This is a genomic window from Myxococcus llanfairpwllgwyngyllgogerychwyrndrobwllllantysiliogogogochensis (genome assembly GCF_006636215.1).
Classification (GTDB): Bacteria; Myxococcota; Myxococcia; order Myxococcales; family Myxococcaceae; genus Myxococcus; species Myxococcus llanfairpwllgwyngyllgogerychwyrndrobwllllantysiliogogogochensis.
The window spans coordinates 19,528-37,420 of record NZ_VIFM01000044.1; the positions used below are offsets into that span (position 1 = coordinate 19,528).

The following is a 17,893-nucleotide window of genomic DNA, read 5'->3' on the forward strand; positions in this document are numbered from 1 at the left end:
TGCCGCGCCTCCGGACGACGTCAGCGAATCTTGAACGAGTCGCCCTTGGCCTTGGCTTCTTCAGACAGGCGCTTCTGCGCCTCGGCCAGGCTCTCCTTGTAGCGGGGATTGGAGGGCTCGTAGGTGAGGGCCATCTTCAAGTTGCGCTCGGCGGCGGACCAGTTACCGGCGTCAATGTCCTTCTGGGACTGCTGGTAGAACTGGCGCCCCTTGGGGTGGGTGCCAATCTGTTCTTCCTGCTCCTTCTTCGCGGCGGCCTTCGTCTCGGATTCGGACGCCTCGGTGAAGCGCAGCTTCTGCGCGCGCTCCGCGCCCGTCACATCGACGAGGTACTTCTTGCGCTTCGTGTCGTCGCGCAGGACGTAGTAGGCCTCGGTGACGCGCTTGTAGAGCTCGTGCACCTGCTCCTTGAGCTGCTTGTCGTCGATGTGGAAGAAGCGGTCCGGATGGTAGGTGCGGCTCTCCCGGTAGAACGCCTTCTTGATGTCGGCGGGAGTGGCCGTGCGCTCCAGCAGGAGCACCTCGAAGTAGTCGAGCTGGTCCAGCTTCGCGCAGCGCGACTGGAGGTCCGCGAGCTGGTGTTCATCCAGGCCCGGGCCCTTGGCCGCGCTCGGCGGTGGAGGCGGCGCCATGGGCGCGATGGAAGGGACCGCCGGCGCGATGGGCGGCACCATGGGGCTGATGGCCGGAACGCGGGGCGCCGTCATCGGCGGGATGCCCGGGACGGTGGCCGCGGCGGGAGGTCGGGGCGGCAGGTCCGAGGGCGCCAGTGCCGGCAGCGACATCGTGGGCCGTGCGCCCGGACGTGCCTGCGGAGCTGGGGTCGGCGGCGGAGGCGGGACGACCTGTCCGACGGCGAGCGTCGGAGGTGGACGGGGCGTGAGCGCGGGACCCCGTGGCGCGGCACCTTGCGGCGGTACGGCCGGGGCGATGCTCGGAACGGTGGTGTGGGGCGGTCCCGCCAGGGGAGTGGTCGCCGGACGGACGGAGGGGGCCGCCGGGGCGATGCTCGGCACCGCGGGCGCGATGGACGGGACTCCGGGAGGAATGCTCGGCACCGCACCATGGGGCGCGGCGCCAGCGACGGGAGGTGGCGGCGGCACGATGGCCCGAGGCGCGACGGGCGGAGGCGTCAGGGGCGAGGTGCCGGCGGATGTCACGCGAGGCGGGGTGCCCGCGACAGGCGGAGGAGGCGGCACGGTGCCGACGGGAGCCGCGCGAGGTGGCGTGCTGGCGACAGGAGGCGGCGTCAGCGGCGTGAGACCCGCGGGAGTCCCACGCGGCGCGGGGCCCGAACCGGGAGGAGGCGGCGGCACCGTGCCGACGGGAGCCGCCCGGGGGGGAGTGCCGGCGACAGGAGGTGGCGTCAGCGGCGCGAGACCGGCGGGAGTCCCACGCGGCGCCGGGCCCGAACCTGGAGGAGGCGGCACCGTTCCCACGGGCGCAGTGCGAGGCGCAGCGCCAGCGACGGGAGGAGGTGTCAGCGGCGCGAGGCCCGCAGGCGTCGGACGCGGGGCGGGGCCCGAAGCGGAGGGGACTGCGCCCCCGGGTGCCCCGCCCGCGACAGGCGGGGGAGTCAACGGCGCGATCCCGGAAGGTGCGCCTTGGGGCGAGGGCGGTGGTCCTGCTCGCGCGGCGGGCGCTGTGGGCCTCGCTGTCGCTTGAGCCTGCGGCGTACCCGTTGCGGGACTCGCGGGTGCACCGCCGGCGGCGGGCATGGCAGCAGCCACCGTGGGCCGCGCACCTGTTGCCGGAGTCGCGGGCGCACCGACGGCGGGAATGCCTGCGGCGATCGATGGCCTCGCACCCGTTGCCGGAGTCGCGGGCGCACCGACGGCGGGAACGCCTGCGGAGACCGTGGGTCTCGCACCCGTTGCTGGACTCGTGGGTGCACCGACGGCGGGAATGCCTGCGGAGACAGTGGGCCTCGCACCTGTCGCCGGAGTCGCGGGTGCACCGACAGCGGGCACCGTGGAGACAGTGGGCCTCGCACCTGTCGCCGGAGTCGCGGGCGCACCGACGGCGGGAATGCCTGCGGCGATCGATGGCCTCGCACCCGTTGCCGGAGTCGCGGGCGCACCGACGGCGGGCATGGCGGCCACCGTGGGCCTCGCGCCCGTGGGCGTGGAGGTGGGGCTTCCCACCGAGGGCAGCCCCGTGGCGCTCGTGCGCTGCGGCGTGGGCGCGGTGATGGCGGGCACGGACACCGTGGGCCGCTGCGATGGAGGCACGGCCGGCGCCGCGACGCCCGGAGGTCTTGCTGTCGGCACTCCAGCGGGCGCGGCTTCCGTTCCGGGAGGACGCGGCGGGGCGGCGGCGGGAGGCCCGGCCACCGGCGCCGGAGTGGGCGGTACGGGGCCCGGGGTGGCCGCCGTCATCCGCGGAATGGCGGGGCGCGCGGGAGCCGCCGGTGTCCCGGGCGGGCTTCCCGGCGGCCTGCCGGAGCTGGGATCGGAAGGCTCGGACATCGCGCTCGTCTACTGGGCCACGGCGGGCAGGTCGTTGTTGTTGTGTCCGGCGAGGCGGGTGCTCCGGTTCGCCTGGATGGACTTCTGGATGTCGTCCTCCGACATGCCAGACGACAGGGTGATGGTCGTCGACGTCTTCTGTCCCGTCTCGGTGTCACACGCGGACACGTTCACCAGTCCGTCCGTGTTGATCTCGAACGTGACTTCGATCTTCACCTCGCCGCGATAGCCGATGCGGAAGCCCGCGAACTCGAACTCACCGAGCATCTCGCACTCGTCGGCCCGGTTGGACTCGCCCTGATACACACGAATCTTCACCTTCTCCTGCCCGTCACGGCTGGTGGTGAACGCCTTCGAGCGGTCGATGGGCACCGGCGTGTTCTTGTCGATGATCTTCTCGGTGTACCCACCCACCGTGCCGATGCGCAGGGTCAGCGGCGTGACGTCCACCAGGAACGTCTCCGTCTTGCTGTCCAGCAGCGCATGCGACTGGAGCGCCGCGCCCATGGCCACGACCTGGTCGGGGTTGATGCCCTCCAGCGGAGCCTTCTGGAAGTAGTGCTTCACGGAGTTGCGGATGATGGGCAGCCGCGTGGGCCCGCCGACGAGGATGACCGCGTCGATGTCCGCCGCCGTCAGCCGCGCGCTCTGCAGCGCCTCGTCGCAGACCTTGAACGTGCGCTGCACCAGGTCCATCACCATCCGGTTGAACTGGTCCTGGTTCAACGTGTGGCGCAGGTCCATCACGTTGCCCTGCGCGTCCTGGCAGATGCCCGCGCAGAGGATGTCCGCGGAGCCCGTCTGCCCCACGTCGATCTTCGCCTTCTCCGCGGCCTCCTTCAGCATCTGCAGACAGAACTTGTTCTGCCGCAAATCCAACCGCGTCTTGCCCAGGAAGTCGTCCGCCAGCCACGTCATGATGCGGTCGTCGAAGTCGTCGCCGCCCAGGTACGTGTCGCCCGCCGTCGCGAGCACCTCGAAGACGTCCTTGCCGATCTCCAGGATGGACACGTCGAACGTGCCGCCGCCCAGGTCGTAGACGACGACGCGCTGGTTGACGTCCCGGCCAAAGCCGTACGCGAGCGCCGCCGCCGTGGGCTCGTTGAGGATGCGCAGCACCTCCAGCCCGGCGATGCGGCCCGCGTCCTTGGTGGCCTGGCGCTGGTTGTCGTTGAAGTACGCCGGAACGGTGACGACCGCCTTGGTCACCTCACGTCCCAGGTACGTCTCCGCGACGGCCTTCATCTCCTTGAGCACCAGCGCGGAGATTTCAGGCAGCGAGTACGCACGCTCCCTCACCCCGATGCGCACCGAGTTGTTCTCGCCCTCGACGATGCGGTACGGCATCACCGCCTGCGCCTTCTTCACCTCGTCGGAGAAGTAGTAGCGACCGATGAGCCGCTTGGCCGAGTACACCGTCGTCTCGGGGCTGGTGATGATGTTCTTCTTGGCCGCGTTGCCCACCAGCACCGAGCCATCCTCGAGGAAGGACACGCAGGAGGCATGCGTCGTCTCTCCCCACTCGTTGGGGATGACGATGGGCTGGCCATCCTGGACCACCGACACGCACGAGTACGACGTGCCAAGGTCGATGCCGATTGCGATGTCGTCCGACATTCCATCTCCGGTGAAGGGTCTAGCCCGAGGCCGTCGGTGAAGCGCCCGGAGGTTAGGAGCCTCCGGAAGAGGTGTCAATGTTCGATCAATGTAAAGCCCAGCCATTTCAAGCACTTAGCGAAGTGGCAAGGGGGCGTGCCCGCTGGCTTGAGGGGGGGAGGGGACGTCATTATCTATGGAGCAAAGGAGTTCTCCCTCATGTCCGTCGTCCTCGCAGCCCTCACGTCAGACCCGAACCTGCTCAGGTGCGAGCTCCACCGGCTCGCCGAGCAGGTGCTCGTCCAGACGGAGCCTCGCGCAAACGCGGTGGGGGTGGGAGCGTACGCCCAGGACGAGGTCCTCCTGCGCCGTTTCTCCAGCGCGGAAGGGGAGCCCTCGCTCGTGGGGCTCGCCCCACCGGGTGAGTCGGAAGCCCTGCTGTTCCACGCCAGCCGCATTCCGGTGGGCCAGTCGCTGGAGGAGAACACCCAGCCGTTCCGCTCGCGCCGCTGGCTGTTCGCCCACCAGGGCAGTGTCAGTGGCTTCGACGAACTGCGCGCGACCCTGTTGGACTCGCTGCCAGAGCACCTGCAGCGTCAGGTGCACGGCGGAACGGACAGCGAGGTGCTCTTCGCGCTCTTCCTGCGTCACCTGCGTGACGTGGGGCGCACCGACGACCCCCGGCTGGAGGCGCACGTCGCCGGTCGCATGCTGGCGGACACCGCGCGCGAGGTCATCAAGCGCTCCGTGGACGCGGGCATCCCTCGCGCGTCCACGCTCAACCTGGTGGCCACCAATGGGTACCTCCTCGTGGCCTGCCGCTTCGGCGAGGAGCCGCTGTTCTATTCGCGACTCGAAGGCGGCGCGGAGTGCGTGCCCTGCGGAGTGACGGCCAGCTCTTCAGAGTCGCAGCCCGCGGTGGGCGCCCACCGGCGTCGCCGCACCGTCGTCCTGGCCAGCCACCTGAAGCGCCCGGGGAGTTGGGTGGAGCTGCCTCGCGGAACCACCCTCGCCGTGGGGTTGGACCTTCAGGTGCAACTGCTCAACGGCGGCTGAGCCCGGAAGGCGCTCTCCTGGTCGAACGCCCACGCACTTCGCGTGGGTCGTTCCCGCCCCGTGGCTTTCGGAGACGCTGGAGCTGAAGTGACGGATTCCCGGAGCATCCCGGCGCAAGCGGGTGAAGCACGGGAGTAAAACGAAAAAACCCAGGAATCTAGACGCCTCTTCCGGGAAACCGAAGCGGATTCCATGGGTGGAATGTGAACCGCTTTACAGGCCCCGCAGATTTGTTGCCTCATACTGGCGTAATTCCAAGGGTTTTACTCCGGGAATGAGTTTTGCCGCTGCCACTGCCTTCCTCTGCTTCGCTTGAGTCCCGGCTGTCCGTCGTTGTTCGCCATCCCGTGGATGCGGTGGTGGCGGCCTCGATGGGCCGGCGCTTCGCCCGGGACGCGGGATTGTCGGCGGCCTCCAGCGCGGAGGTCGCGGTGGTGGTGAGCGAGCTGGCCACCAACCTGGTGCGTCACACGCGGGCGGGCGGGACGGTGGAGGTGTGGTGTGAGGACGGCTGGCTCTGCATCCGCTCGCTGGACCGGGGCCCGGGCATGGCGGAGCCGGAGCGGCTCTTCGTCGGCCGCGAGGGACGCCCAGGGCCTTTGCCAGGAGAGAGCCTGGGTGAAGGCGGCGCCGCCGTGCGACGGCTGACGGACGAGGTCCGCGTGTCCAACCGCGAGGGCGGTGGCCTGGAAGTGTTCGCGCGCAAGCGCATGAGTCTGGAAGCAAGGAGACCGTGGTGAGTCGGGGCGTGACGAGTACACAGCTGCTGGGCGTCTTGCAGCACTTCATGACGGAGACCGCCGCGCGGCTGGTGCTTCGAGGAACGCTGGAACCGCTGCGATTGTCGGCGGACACACTGGGCGCGGCGGAGCTGCCGCGGGTTATCGAGGCGCTGGAGCCCGCCACGCGCCACTTCGTGGACCCGGCCCGACGTCCGGACCTGGCCGCGCGGTTGCGGGCCCTGACCGCGACGGCCACCGTCCCCTCGGGGTTGAGCGCCGCGCGCGAGCCGACGCCGGCCCCCGCGATGACGACGATGGACGCGCGGCCCACCACGTACCTGGTGCGGACGGAGGCGGACGCCAGCCATGCGCGGCTCGCGGCGCGCGCGCTGTGCGAGTCGATGGGGGGACGCGGCTACGAGTGCCAGAAGGTCGCGACGGCGGTGAGCGAGCTGGCGCGCAATCAGATCTCCTACGCGGGCGGCGGCACCATCCAGCTCATCCCCGTGCAGACGCCGCGCAAGCTGTTGCGCGTGCGCGCGGAGGACCAGGGGCGGGGCATTCCGGAGCTGGAGCGCGTGCTGTCGGGCACCTACCGGAGCAAGACGGGCATGGGCCTGGGCATCCTGGGCGTCAAGCGGCTGGCGGACCGGTTCGAGGTGAAGACGGGCGCCACGGGAACGCAGGTGGAGTTCGAGGTGTGGCTGTGAGGTTGTCCATCGCCCACCGGACCCGTCCGAAGGTGGGCGAGGTGGAGAACGGCGACGGCGTGGTGGTGCGCGTCGACGGGCCGCACACGCTGCTGGCGGTGGTGGACTCGCTGGGCCACGGGCCCGCGGCGGCACAGGCGACGGCGGAGGCCGTGCGCTGCCTGGGCCAGGCGCCGCTGGTCCCGTCCGTGGAGCCGCTGATGGAGGCGCTGCACGCGGCGCTGCGCCATGGCCGGGGCGCGGCCATCATGCTCGCCGTGTTCGACGGGCACACCCTGCACTGTGGCGGCGTGGGCAACGTGGAGCTGCGCACCGTGGGCACGCGCGTGCCCGTGCTGCCCACGCCGGGCATCCTCGGCCAGTCCTTCCGCACGCTGCGCACCGTCTCCACCGTGCTGTCGCCCGGAGACCGTCTGGCGGTCTTCACCGACGGCTTGAGCTTTCGCCTGGACCTGGAGCTGGTCCGTACGCAGTCCCCCGATGCGGCCTGCGCGTTCCTGATGGAGCGCTTCGGCCGTGTTACCGATGACGCCACCGTGTTGGTGGCGGATGTGGAGCCGTCGTGAGCCACCCGGACAGTCCCCTCCCTTCGCGCGACCTGTCGCGCATCCCCATCATCCCCCTGTGGGGACAGCTCATCGTCCCCCTCCAGGGCGACATCACCGACGCGCAGGCGGCGCAGCTCTGCTCGGACGTGCTGCGCGACATCCAGCGCACCAGCGCGAAGGGGATGGTGGTGGACATCTCCGGCCTGTGGCTCGTGGACAGCCACCTGTGCGCGGTGCTGGCGCGGCTGGCCGCCTCGGCCCGGCTGATGGGCACGCGCACCGTGCTGTGCGGCATGGGCGCCGACGTGGCGCTCACCCTCCAGAGCATGGGCATCCAGCTCGACGGCGTGGAGACGGCGCTGGGGCTGGAGGAAGGCTTGTCGCTGCTCGGCGTCCGGGCGGTGGGCGCGCGCACGGCCGAATCGGAGCGCGAGGAGGCCCAGCGCCTCGCGGACGAGATGCTCGGCATCATCGCTCCTCCTCCTATGGCCAGGAACGTCGTCTGAGGGAGACTCCATGAGCACCGCCCTGCCCACACCCCTGACCGTCGACCCCGAGCGCGTGGGGCGCATCATCGACGTCCTGTCCCTCATCTCCGTGGGGGAGTTCTCGCCCGAGCGCACCACCATCTCCATCCGTGAGCAGGACGAGCTCGCCGCGTTGGAGGAGACGCTCAACGTCTTCGTGCGCGAGCTGGCCACCACCCGCCGCGAGCACGAGGAGGCCCTGACGCGCCTGGCGGCGAGTCACCGCGAACTGGAGGAGAAGCTCTCCACCATCGACCGGCAGCGCGACGCCATCCGCGACCTGTCCACGCCCATCATCGAGCTGTGGGAGGACATCCTCACGCTGCCCATCGTCGGCGTGGTGGACACGCAGCGCTCCGTGGAGATGACGGAGCGGCTCCTGCAGCGGGTGGTCCAGGGAAAGGCCCGCTGCGTCATCATCGACATCACCGGCGTCGAGGTGGTGGACACGATGACGGCCAACCACTTCATCAAGATGGTGAACGCGGCGCGCCTGCTGGGCGCCTACTGCGTGGTGACGGGCATCAGCCCGCTGATTGCCCAGACGCTGGTCCAGATTGGCGTGGACCTGCGGGAAGTGAAGACGCTCGGCAGCCTGAAGGAAGGCCTGCGCGATTGCTTCCAGCACCTGGCCGGGCGTGGCGGCAACACCTCCACCTCCCGGCGCTGACCCCTTCGACTTCCGAGAGGAGACACGGCATGGTCCGCATGTGGACGTTCGGTGACAACAAGGTGTGGCTCGAGTCGCCCGACATCATCCGACTGGTCAACGTCGGGGTGTTCGACCTCAAGCTCCTCCATGAGCTGAACCAGGTGGCGCTGGAGCTGAGTGCGACGCATCCCCGGCTCTATCTGATCTCCGATGTGCGTCGCGGGACGAGCATCTCCGCGGACGCGCGCAAGACGCTGAGCGAGAACCCGGAGGCGATGCCCTTCGTGGGCACCGTCCTCTTCGGCGCGAGCTTCGCCTTGCGGACCATGGCCAACATGATGGGGCGGGCCTCGGCCCTGCTCGGGCGGACGCAGGGCGCTCCGTTCGGCATGGTGGAAACGGAAGAGGAAGCCCGGAACTGGGTGGCCGCCCAGCGCGCGCTGCAGGGCGCTGCCCGAGCCTCCTGAAGGGGCTGTCCGGAGGAGGCGCGAGAACCTCCGGACGCCGACCCGCTCACCGCCGCCGGCGCAGCCCGAGCAGGCCCACCCAAGCCAGCCAGACGAGGCCGAGCGGGAGGGCGCCCGCGGTGCTGGAGCAGCCCACGCCGCCTCCCTCCACCAGGCTGGGACGGATGACGTTCCACTGGTGATGGGCGGGAGTTATCTGCACGTTCCCCGCGATGTCCGTCGCCAATACATCCAGCGAGTGGATGCCCTCCGACAGCGAGCGGACGGTGAGGGGATTCTCACAGGGCGACAGCTCCACGCCGTCCAGCGTGCACTTGAAGCCGGAGACGGGCTCGGAGGTGTTCAGGGTGAAGGTGACCTCGGAGAGCGTGCTGGTGCCCGTGGGGCCCCCGCTCAGCGTGGTCGTCGGCGGCAGGCTGTCCACCGTGAAGGTGCGAGGCGTGGACTTGTCGCCAATGTTGCCCGCCATATCCGTGGCGAAGACCCGAAGGTCCTGCAGCCCGGTGACGATGGCCAGCGTCACCGCCACCGTCCACTCGCCGCGCTCGTTGGCCAGTGTCGTCCCCACCGTCAGTCCGTTGAGGGTGGCGGTGAGCGTCGTCCCCGGCTCCGAAGTGCCGGTGATGGTGTAGTTGTCCGGCCTGACGATGGCGTCGACCGTCGGGGTCAGGACGACGGGGGGGGCGGGCTTCGAGGTGTCCACGGTGAAGGCGTGGGTCGTGGAATCGGGGCCGTTCCGCTTGAAGGCGTCCGTGCAGTACGCATTGACCCGATGGAGCCCATCCGACAGGGCCGCCGAGGGCGTGAACTTCCACTCGCCCGTGCTGGCGGTGACCGTGATGGTCGGCTCCTGGGGCAGGTCATCCAGGCGCACGGTGAGGACGCATTGCTGCGGGGCCGTGCCGACGATGAGCGGCGTCGGCGAGTTCACGAGCGCGGCATTCGCGGGGGTCCGCAGCTCGGGCTTGCCCGGGAGCTCCAGGTCGAGCGTGAAGGCGCGCGTGATGCGAGGCCCCTCGTTGCCGGCGAGGTCCACCGCCTGCACCAGCATGTCGTGCCGCCCGTTGGCGAGGCCCTGGGGAGGCACGTAGAACCACTCCCCCGCGCCATCCACGGTGACGCCTGGGAGGCTGACTCCATCCAGGGTGATGAAGATGGTGCTGTCCGCCTCCGCCGTCCCTTCGATTCGAGGGGTGGGGGTGGTGAGAATCGCGTTCTGGATGGGCTTGGAGACCACCGTGGTGGGAGGCGTCGTATCCACGCGGAAGGACCTCGAGGAGGACGGGTCCCCAATGTTCCCGGCGAGGTCGGTGGCCTGGACCTGAACGTCGTGTCTCGCCTGGCTCAGCCCCGCCACCGGGGCGAACGTCCAGGCACCGGTGCTCGACGCCGTCACGGCGCCCGCCAATGCGCCGTCGATGAAGATGCTCACCTTGGCGCCCGCCTCGGTGGTTCCGACGAAGTCGGGGCGCGCCTTGCCCACCACGGCATCGGCGGCCGGGCTGGTGAGGATGGGAATCGCCGGGCGGGAGGCATCCACGGTGATCTGGATGGCCACGGAGGGGGCGCTCTCGTTCTTCGCGACGTCGGTGGCGGTGGCCGTCACGGTGTGGGGGCCATCACCCAGCGTGGTGCTCACAGGCACGGCCCACTGTCCGCTGCTGTTCGTCACCGCCGTGACGAACACGGCCTCGTTGATGAGGAGCTTCACCATGCTCAGTGGCTCGGCGGTGCCCTCGAAGGCCGTTCCGTTCGCGTTGACCAGGGTGCCCGTGGTGGGTTTCAGGATGGCGGGGGCGCCAGGGGGCGTCACGTCCACGGTGAAGCGGACCTCCGCGGGCGCACTGGTGTTGTTCGCGGGATCCGTGGCGGTGGCTGTCACCAGGTGGGTGCCATGCGGATATTCCACCAGGGTGGGCAGCGACCAGTTCCCGCTGCCACTCACCACGGCGGTGCCGACGAGGTCCCCATCCACGAGGACTCTCACGCTGCTGCGGGGCTCGGCGGTGCCGGAGAAGCCCGTTCCGTCCTCGCCCACCACGATGTCCACGGTCGGCGTCAGGATGACGGGAGCGGCGGGGGGCGTCAGGTCCACGGTGAAGGTGGACGTCGCGGTGGTGCTCGTGTTGTTCAAGGCGTCGGTGGCGATGGCCGTCACCGTATGCGAGCCCGCGCCGAAGCCCGTGCGAATCGCTATCGACCAGGTGCCCTCGGGGGTGGCCTGCGGGGACGCGATGAGGGCGCCGTCGACGCTGACCCGGACGGTGCTCAGTCGCTCGGCGGTGCCCGAGAAGGCCGTGCCCGCGGCGCCCACGACGGTGTCGGGGTTGGGGGTCTGAATCACGGGAGCCGCGGGGGCGGTGAGGTCCACGGTGAAGGTGGACGTCGTGGTGGCGCTCGTGTTGTTCGACGCGTCGGTGGCGGTGGCGGTCACTATATGTGCCCCGTCCGTGAAGCCGCCCTGCGTGGGCAGGGACCAGGCGCCGGAGGTATTGGCCTGGGCGGTGCCGACGGGCGTGCCATCCACGCTGACCTTCACCGTGCTGTCCGCCTCGGCGGTGCCGGAGAAGCCCGTGCCCGCGGGGCCCACCACCGTGGTGGAGTTCGGCGTCTGGATCACCGGCGCGGTGGGCGCCTCGATGTCCACGGAGAAGTGGCGCTCCGTGACGCCGCTCGTGTTGCCCTGCACGTCGGTGGTGGTGGCCGTTATCGTGTGAGGGCCGTGCGTGAAGGTCTTGCTGACGGGCAGGGACCAGGCTCCCAGGCCGTTGGCCTGGACAGTGCCATGCACGGCGCCATCGACGCTGACCTTCACCGTGCTGTTCGCCTCGGCGGTGCCGGAGATCCCCGTGCCAACGGGGCCCACCACCGCGCCTTCGGTGGGAACCAGGATGACGGGCGCGGAGGGGGCGATGATATCCACGACGATGCCATGGCTGGCGGCGGGGCTGATGTTGCTAGCGGCATCGGTGGCGGTGGCCGTCACCGTGTGGGCGCCGTCCGTGAATCCCGTCCGGACGGGCAGGGACCAGGTGCCGGTGCTGGTGGCCTGGATTCCGCCGACGGACTGCCCATCCACGTAGACATTCACCATGCTCAGGTTCTCCGCGGTGCCGGAGAACGACGTGCCGGCTGGGCCGATGACCGCGCCATCCGCCGGTGTCTGAATCACGGGCGCGGCGGGAGCGGAGGTGTCCACGGTGAAGGTGCTCTCCGCGGTGCTGCTCATGTTGCCGAGCGCGTCGGTGGCGGTGGCCGTCACGGTGTGCGTTCCATGCGAGAAGCCCGTCTGGGGCGCGAGCAGCCAGTTCCCACTGGGGCCGGCCTGGGTGGTGCCGACGGGCGCGCCATCCACGCGGACCGTGACGGTGCTCACGTTCTCCGCGGTGCCGGAGAAGCCCGTTCCCGCCGTGCCCACCACGGTGAGTGGGTTGGGGGTCTGAATCACGGGCGCGGCGGGCGGCGTCACGTCCACGACGAAGCTGATGGCCGTGGGGAGACTGGTGTTGTTCGCCGCGTCCGTGGCGGTGGCGGACACCGTGCGGGTGCCGTTGGCGAAGCCCGTGCTGACAGGAAGGGACCATGCCCCGCCGGGGCCGCTCGCCTGGGCGTTGCCGATGGGCACTCCGTCGACGCTGACGCTCACGGTGCTGTTCGCCTCGGCGGTGCCTGAGAAGCCCGTGCCCGCGGGGCCCACCACCGTGTCGGGATTCGGCGTCAGGATGACAGGCGCGGAGGGCGCCGCGGTGTCCACGGTGAAGGTGCGGGTCGTGGTGGGGCTCGCGTTGTTGCCGGCATCGGTGGCGGTGGCCGTCACGGTGTGGGGGCCGTGGCTGAGGCCCGTCTGAGTGGGCACCGACCAGGCGCCGAGCGCCGTGGCCTGCGGGGTGCCGATGACGGTGGTACCCAAGCGGACCGTCACGATGCTGTTTGGCTCGGCGGTACCGGAGAAGCCCGTTCCAGCGGTGCCCACCACTGCGCCCGAGGCGGGCGTCTGAATCACGGGGGCAGGGGGGGGTGTCTTGTCCACGGCGAAGGTGCGCTGCGCGGTAGGGCTCGTGTTGCCAGCGGCGTCTTGGGCCGTGACGGTCATCGTGTGCGAGCCTTCGGCGAGCGACGTGTTGTTGGGCAGGGACCAGGCGCCGGTGGTTGCGTGCGCCGTGGTGGTGCCAATGAGAAGGCCGTCCACGAGAACTGTCACGGTGCTCGAGTTCTCGGCGGTGCCAGAGAAGGTCGTGCCGGCGCTGCCCACCACGGTGCCCGCGACGGGGGTCTGAATCAGGGGGACCACGGGCGCCGCCGCGTCCACGGTGAAGGCGTTCTCCGCGGCGGGGCTGATGTTGCCGACGCCATCGGTGGCGGTGGCCGTCACGGTGTGCGGCCCTTCATCCAGGGAGCTGCTCGCGGGAACCGTCCAGGCACCGGTGGTGGCGTGCGCCGTGGTGGTGCCGACGAAGGCTCCGTCCACGTGGACCGTCACGATGCTGTTTGCCTCGGCGGTGCCGGAGAAGTCCGTTCCAGCGGCGCCCACCACGGCGCCCGAAGCGGGCGTCTGAATCACGGGGACGGCGGGGGGCGTCTTGTCCACGGAGAAGGTGCGCTGCGCTGCGGGGCTCGTATTGCCAGCGGCGTCTTCGGCCGTGACAGTCATCGTGCGGGAGCCCTCGGCGAGCGAGGTGTTGGTCGGCAGGGACCAGACACCGGTGGTGGCGTGCGCCGTGGCGGTGCCGACGAGGAGGCCGTCCACGAGGACCGTCACGGTGCTGTTTGCCTCGGCGGTGCCGGAGAAGTCCGTTCCAGTGGCACCCACCACGGTGCTCGCGGCGGGCGTCTGAATCACGGGGACGGCGGGGGGCGTCTTGTCCACGGTGAAGGTGCGCTGTGCGGCGGGGCTCGTGTTGCCAGCGGCGTCTTCGGCCGTGACGGTCATCGTGCGGGAGCCCTCGGCGAGCGAGGTGTTGTTGGGCAGGGACCAGGCGCCAGTGGTGGTGTGCGCCGTCGCGGTGCCGATGAGGAGGCCGTCCACGAGGACCGTCACGGTGCTCGAGTTCTCCGCGGTGCCGGAGAAGCCCGTGCCAGCGGTGCCCACGGCGGCGCCCGAAGCGGGTGTCTGAATCACGGGGGCGTCAGGCGCCGCCGCGTCCACGGTGAAGGCGTTCTCCGCGGTGGGGCTGATGTTGCCGGCGGCGTCGGTGGCGGTGGCCGTCACGGTGTGCGGCCCTGCTCCCTGGGAGCTGCTCGCGGGCACCGTCCAGGCACCGGTGGTGGCGTGCGCCGTGGCGGTGCCGACGAAGTTGCCATCGAGATAGACCGTGACGGTGCTCGAGTTCTCGGCGGTGCCCGAGAAGTTCGTTCCAGTGGCGCCCACCACGGCGCCCGAAGCGGGCGTCTGAATCACGGGGACGGCGGGCGGCGTCTTGTCCACGGTGAAGGTGCGCTGCGCGGTGGGGCTCGTATTGCCAGCGGCGTCTTTGGCCGTGACGGTCATCGTGCGGGAGCCCTCGGCGAGCGAGGTGTTGTTGGGCAGGGACCAGGCGCCAGTGGTGGTGTGCGCCGTCGCGGTGCCGATGAGGAGGCCGTCCACGAGGACCGTCACGGTGCTCGAGTTCTCCGCGGTGCCGGAGAAGTCTGTTCCGGCGCTGCCCACCCGTGCGGCGTTGATCGGCGTCTGAATCACCGGTGCGACGGGGGCCGTCTTGTCCACGGAGAAGGTGCGCTGCGCGGCGGGGCTCGTATTGCCAGTGGCGTCTTCGGCCGTGACGGTCATCGTGCGGGAGCCCTCGTCGAGCGAGGTGTTGTTCGGCAGGGACCAGACACCGGTGGTGGCGTGCGCGGTGGCGGTGCCGATGAGGAGGCCGTCCACGAGGACCCTCACGGTGCTGTTTGCCTCGGCGGTGCCGGAGAAGCCTGTTCCGGCGCTGCCCACCCGTGCGGCGTCGATCGGCGTCTCAATCACCGGTGCGAGAGGCGGCGTCGTGTCCACGGTGAAGTGGCGCTCGGCGACGGGGCTCGTGTTGTCGTCGGCGTCGGTCGCGGTCGCGGTCAGCGTGCGCGCCCCATCGGTGAGCGCGGTGCTCGTCGGCAGGGACCACGTTCCGGTAGGGCTCGCATCGATGGTGGCGTAGGGGACGCCATCCAGCAGGAGGTCCACCCGGCTATCGGGTTCGGCGGTGCCCGAGAAGTCGGTGCCGCCGGTGCCCACCAATTCCCCTTCGGTCGGCGTCAGAATCACGGGCGCGAGCGGGGGCGCGAAGGCTTCCACGGTGAAATAGACGGGGTCGCTCGACAGGCTGCTCAGCCCTTCGAACTCGGCGTGCGCGGTGAGCGAGTAGACGCCGTCATCGAGGTCCGTGGGCACACGGACAGAGAAGTCCCCGGAGGAGCCCACCGGCGTGGCGGGAAACTCCCACTCCGGCGTGGCGGGGCGCTCGATGTTGCCCATGCGCAGGAAGACGGTGGCGCCGGGATCTCCCGTGCCCGTGACGACCGGCGTCGGAGCGGTCAGCGCCTGGCCGTCGCCGGGCGTGGTGATGACCGGCGTCCTCGGAATGACGAGCGCGTGCTCCACCAGCGTGACATCACCCGGTTCACCCACGCTCGTCCCCACATCGCCGGAGACGCTCTCTCCGCCCGTCACGCGGACGGGACAGCCCGTCAGGGTGCCTGCCTGGAGCAGCACCTTGCCGCCCGCTCCCGGGCCAAATCCCTCCTGGGCGCCGAAGGACTCCGCGGGAACCCCGGGCCCACCCTGGGCCATCAGCGCTTCGCACTCGGCGCTCTCCACCAGCCGCGCGGAGATACTTCCTCCCTCGCCACCGCCCTCGGTGCCCAGGTCCCATGGCAACGCCTGGCCATTGGCTTCGATGCGGCCCGCGCCCGTGAGCTTGCGCGCCCGGAAGAAGACGACGCCGCCATCACCCAGGGGCTGCTGACGCAGCAGCGCGCCGCTCGCGGTGATGACACCTCCGTTGTGCAGCGTGCCGGAGGCCAGGAAGGCCACCACGCCACCGGAGGTGCCATTCCAGCTCCGAGCCTTCAGCTCCCCGGTCGGATGGATGGTGACGCTCGTGTACTCAGGCACGCGGATGACCTGCGTGGACAGGGGCACGAAGTCATTCAGCACGGGACGGGTCAGCGTCAGCACGGCTCCCCGCACCCGCGCCACTCGCGCCAGCTCCCAGACTCCCCCCGGGCTCTGCTCCCGGGGGCCAAAGGTGAACGTGGCCACGGACGAGGACCGCACGGGGCCGACGCCCAGCGTCTGCAACACCATCACCAGGTCACCCGCGACGAAGCCCTCGGGGGCGTCGACCTGAAGCTCGTGGTCCCCCTTGCTCAAGGGCGACGTCACCGCGGCATAGCTGTTGATGACCCGGCTCTCATGCGCCTGGACGGTCAGCGGCTCATCACGCCCCGCGCCGAGCCCGAAGACATCCGCCTCCGCGAACGCGGGAAGCGCGACCAGCGCCAGGGCGCAGGTCAAAAAGTGCATCCATCCCGATGATTTCATGGCGAGGCTTCCTGAGTGGTCGGCAGCATGAGGAGGAGCTCAACCCGGCGGTTTCGCTCCCGGCCCTCGGGGGTGCTGTTGCTTTGAGCGGGATGCTCCGGGCCGTAGCTCCGGAGCCGCAGCTTGTTGGGGGACACCCCGTGTTCCACGAGGTAGCGCCACACGGCCTCGGCGCGGCTTCGGCCCAGGCGTGGATTGAACGTCTCCGCGGTCGAGTCATCCGTATGACCGTCGACCGTCATCATCTTCACCGCGGGATTCGTGAGCAGCATCTCCACGGCGCGGTCCAGGTCCGCGGACTCCGCGGGCAGCTCCGTGCTGCCACTGCGGAAGTACACCTTGCCCTCGAGCACGAAGCGGTCCCTCGACACGTTCGCGATGGGCGACATCTCCCCGGGGTTCGGAATCATCGAACCCTGGCTGCTCTGGAACTCGCTCGCGCGCCTCGTCGGGATGGGCAGGGGCACGGACTCGTGGACGATGCTCGTGTCCGAGTCCGGTCGCGAGTCCTCCCCCAGCATGTACGAGAAGGACACGCCCGCGAGCAGCCGGAAGAGAGGGACGCCCGGCTCCGCGCCGAAGCCCAGGCCGCCGAGCGCGAACAGCTCCACGCCGTCCCGGGGTGCATAGCGCCCGCCTCCCAACAGCTCCACCGCGCCACGTGCCTGCTTCCAGGAGAGGCCCGCGTTGAGCGCCAGCTCCGCCCGCAACGGCGAGCCCACCGTCATCAACCCCGCGCCAATCCGAAGCTCACTTCCCAGCTCACGTGACTCCAGCGTGGGGACCTGGATGACCGCGGTGGGGCGTACCAGCATGCCCAGCTCGAAGGACGGAGCGAAGCGGGTGCCCAGCCTTCCTCCCACCATCACCTTCGCGAGGAGGCTCGTCTCCGCTTCGCGCGCCAGCGCCCCCTGCGTTCCCATGGGGAGGAAGACCCCCACCTCCGCGGCCAGGTCCACGGAGTCGTCCTCCTCCGTGCGCAAGAGCCCCACGCGGGCACCCACTCGCGGCGCGCCGACGCCATGGCGCGTGGGGGCGATGACCCCTTGCGACGTCAGGTCATCTCCCTCTCGCTGGGTCAGCACGGGCAGCCGGACGTCCAACTGGAGCCGGGAGCTCAGGCCCCAGCCCATGACGAACACCGCCGTCGAGCGACTGCGCAACAGGGGCATGTTCTCCCCCTTGGCGTTCAATGTCAGCGGCTCGTGTTGGTAGTGACCGAGCACCATCACCCGCAGCTCGCCGTCGCGTAGCACGGTGCCGCCGCCCGTCGCCAGCGGGCCGGGGCCTGGATTCACCTCCAGGCGCTCCAGGGCGAATGCTGGAAGGGACGCTGGCTCCTGGGCGCGAGCCACCTGCGCCAGCAGCAAGGCCGCCAGAGTCCATCTTCGCTGCCACCTGGCGCGCCAACCGCTCATCCGCATCCCATGGCACGTGACAGACAAGGGGTTCATGCGGGAGACAGCCCGCGGACACGTGCCGGGTTGAGGCCGAGAGCAAGGCACGTACCAAGGCCGCTGCGTCGCAAGCACCCCAGGCGAGGCCTCGTCATGCGTGCCGGTGGAACGCGGTTGCGTCCTCGCGGACCGCAAGCGAGGCGCAGGGCGGCGGGTTTCGGGGCCAGGGGCCCGGCTTCG

The 17,893-nt window shown here is 70.3% G+C and carries 11 protein-coding genes; 7 read left to right on the forward strand and 4 right to left on the reverse strand.

The features are described from left to right. Positions 1 to 20: 20 nt before the first annotated feature. Together FJV41_RS56890 and dnaK are read right to left on the reverse strand one after the other, a co-directional pair. Positions 21 to 785 carry a J domain-containing protein gene (locus tag FJV41_RS56890; protein ID WP_141642942.1) on the reverse strand — a complete coding sequence of 255 codons (765 nt, stop codon included), beginning with the start codon at positions 783 to 785 and terminating at the stop codon, positions 21 to 23. A 1,692-nt stretch (positions 786 to 2,477) separates the two neighbouring features. Then, positions 2,478 to 4,085 (reverse strand): molecular chaperone DnaK, encoded by a 1,608-nt coding sequence (gene dnaK / locus FJV41_RS13735; RefSeq protein ID WP_141642920.1) that lies wholly within the window; start codon positions 4,083 to 4,085, stop codon positions 2,478 to 2,480. 198 nt (positions 4,086 to 4,283) lie between these two features. On the opposite strand from dnaK, the gene FJV41_RS13740 reads away from it, so the two are divergent. From FJV41_RS13740 to FJV41_RS13770, 7 genes are all read left to right on the forward strand, one after another. Further along, a complete protein-coding gene (locus FJV41_RS13740) occupies positions 4,284 to 5,120 on the forward strand; it encodes a class II glutamine amidotransferase (protein ID WP_141642921.1) in 837 nt (278 codons plus the stop codon). Positions 5,121 to 5,479: 359 nt separating this feature from the next. After that, positions 5,480 to 5,860 carry an ATP-binding protein gene (locus FJV41_RS13745; RefSeq protein WP_246137190.1) on the forward strand — a complete coding sequence of 127 codons (381 nt, stop codon included), beginning with the start codon at positions 5,480 to 5,482 and terminating at the stop codon, positions 5,858 to 5,860. A gap of 47 nt (positions 5,861 to 5,907) precedes the next feature. Next, positions 5,908 to 6,552, forward strand: coding sequence for an ATP-binding protein (locus tag FJV41_RS13750; RefSeq protein ID WP_141642944.1), 645 nt, complete (start codon positions 5,908 to 5,910; stop codon positions 6,550 to 6,552). Next, positions 6,543 to 7,118, forward strand: a complete 576-nt coding sequence (locus tag FJV41_RS13755) for a SpoIIE family protein phosphatase (protein ID WP_246137191.1) — start codon at positions 6,543 to 6,545, stop codon at positions 7,116 to 7,118. Before FJV41_RS13750 ends, FJV41_RS13755 begins: the two co-directional genes overlap by 10 nt. Next, the gene (locus FJV41_RS13760; RefSeq protein WP_141642922.1) at positions 7,115 to 7,606 is read left to right on the forward strand and encodes an STAS domain-containing protein; all 492 of its coding nucleotides are present in this window, start codon (positions 7,115 to 7,117) and stop codon (positions 7,604 to 7,606) included. Before FJV41_RS13755 ends, FJV41_RS13760 begins: the two co-directional genes overlap by 4 nt. Before the next feature lie 10 nt (positions 7,607 to 7,616). After that, on the forward strand, positions 7,617 to 8,297 hold the full coding sequence (locus FJV41_RS13765; protein ID WP_141642923.1) for an STAS domain-containing protein: 681 nt from the start codon (positions 7,617 to 7,619) through the stop codon (positions 8,295 to 8,297). Positions 8,298 to 8,326: 29 nt separating this feature from the next. Continuing rightward, positions 8,327 to 8,746 carry an STAS/SEC14 domain-containing protein gene (locus FJV41_RS13770; RefSeq protein WP_141642924.1) on the forward strand — a complete coding sequence of 140 codons (420 nt, stop codon included), beginning with the start codon at positions 8,327 to 8,329 and terminating at the stop codon, positions 8,744 to 8,746. A gap of 46 nt (positions 8,747 to 8,792) precedes the next feature. On the opposite strand, the gene FJV41_RS54585 is transcribed toward FJV41_RS13770, so the two are convergent. Together FJV41_RS54585 and FJV41_RS13780 are read right to left on the reverse strand one after the other, a co-directional pair. After that, entirely contained in the window at positions 8,793 to 16,256 is a 7,464-nt protein-coding gene (locus tag FJV41_RS54585; protein WP_141642925.1) for an Ig-like domain-containing protein, read from the reverse strand. Then, complete coding sequence (locus tag FJV41_RS13780; RefSeq protein WP_141642926.1) at positions 16,253 to 17,626, reverse strand: OmpA family protein; 1,374 nt, start codon at positions 17,624 to 17,626, stop codon at positions 16,253 to 16,255. Before FJV41_RS13780 ends, FJV41_RS54585 begins: the two co-directional genes overlap by 4 nt. Positions 17,627 to 17,893: the final 267 nt, after the last annotated feature.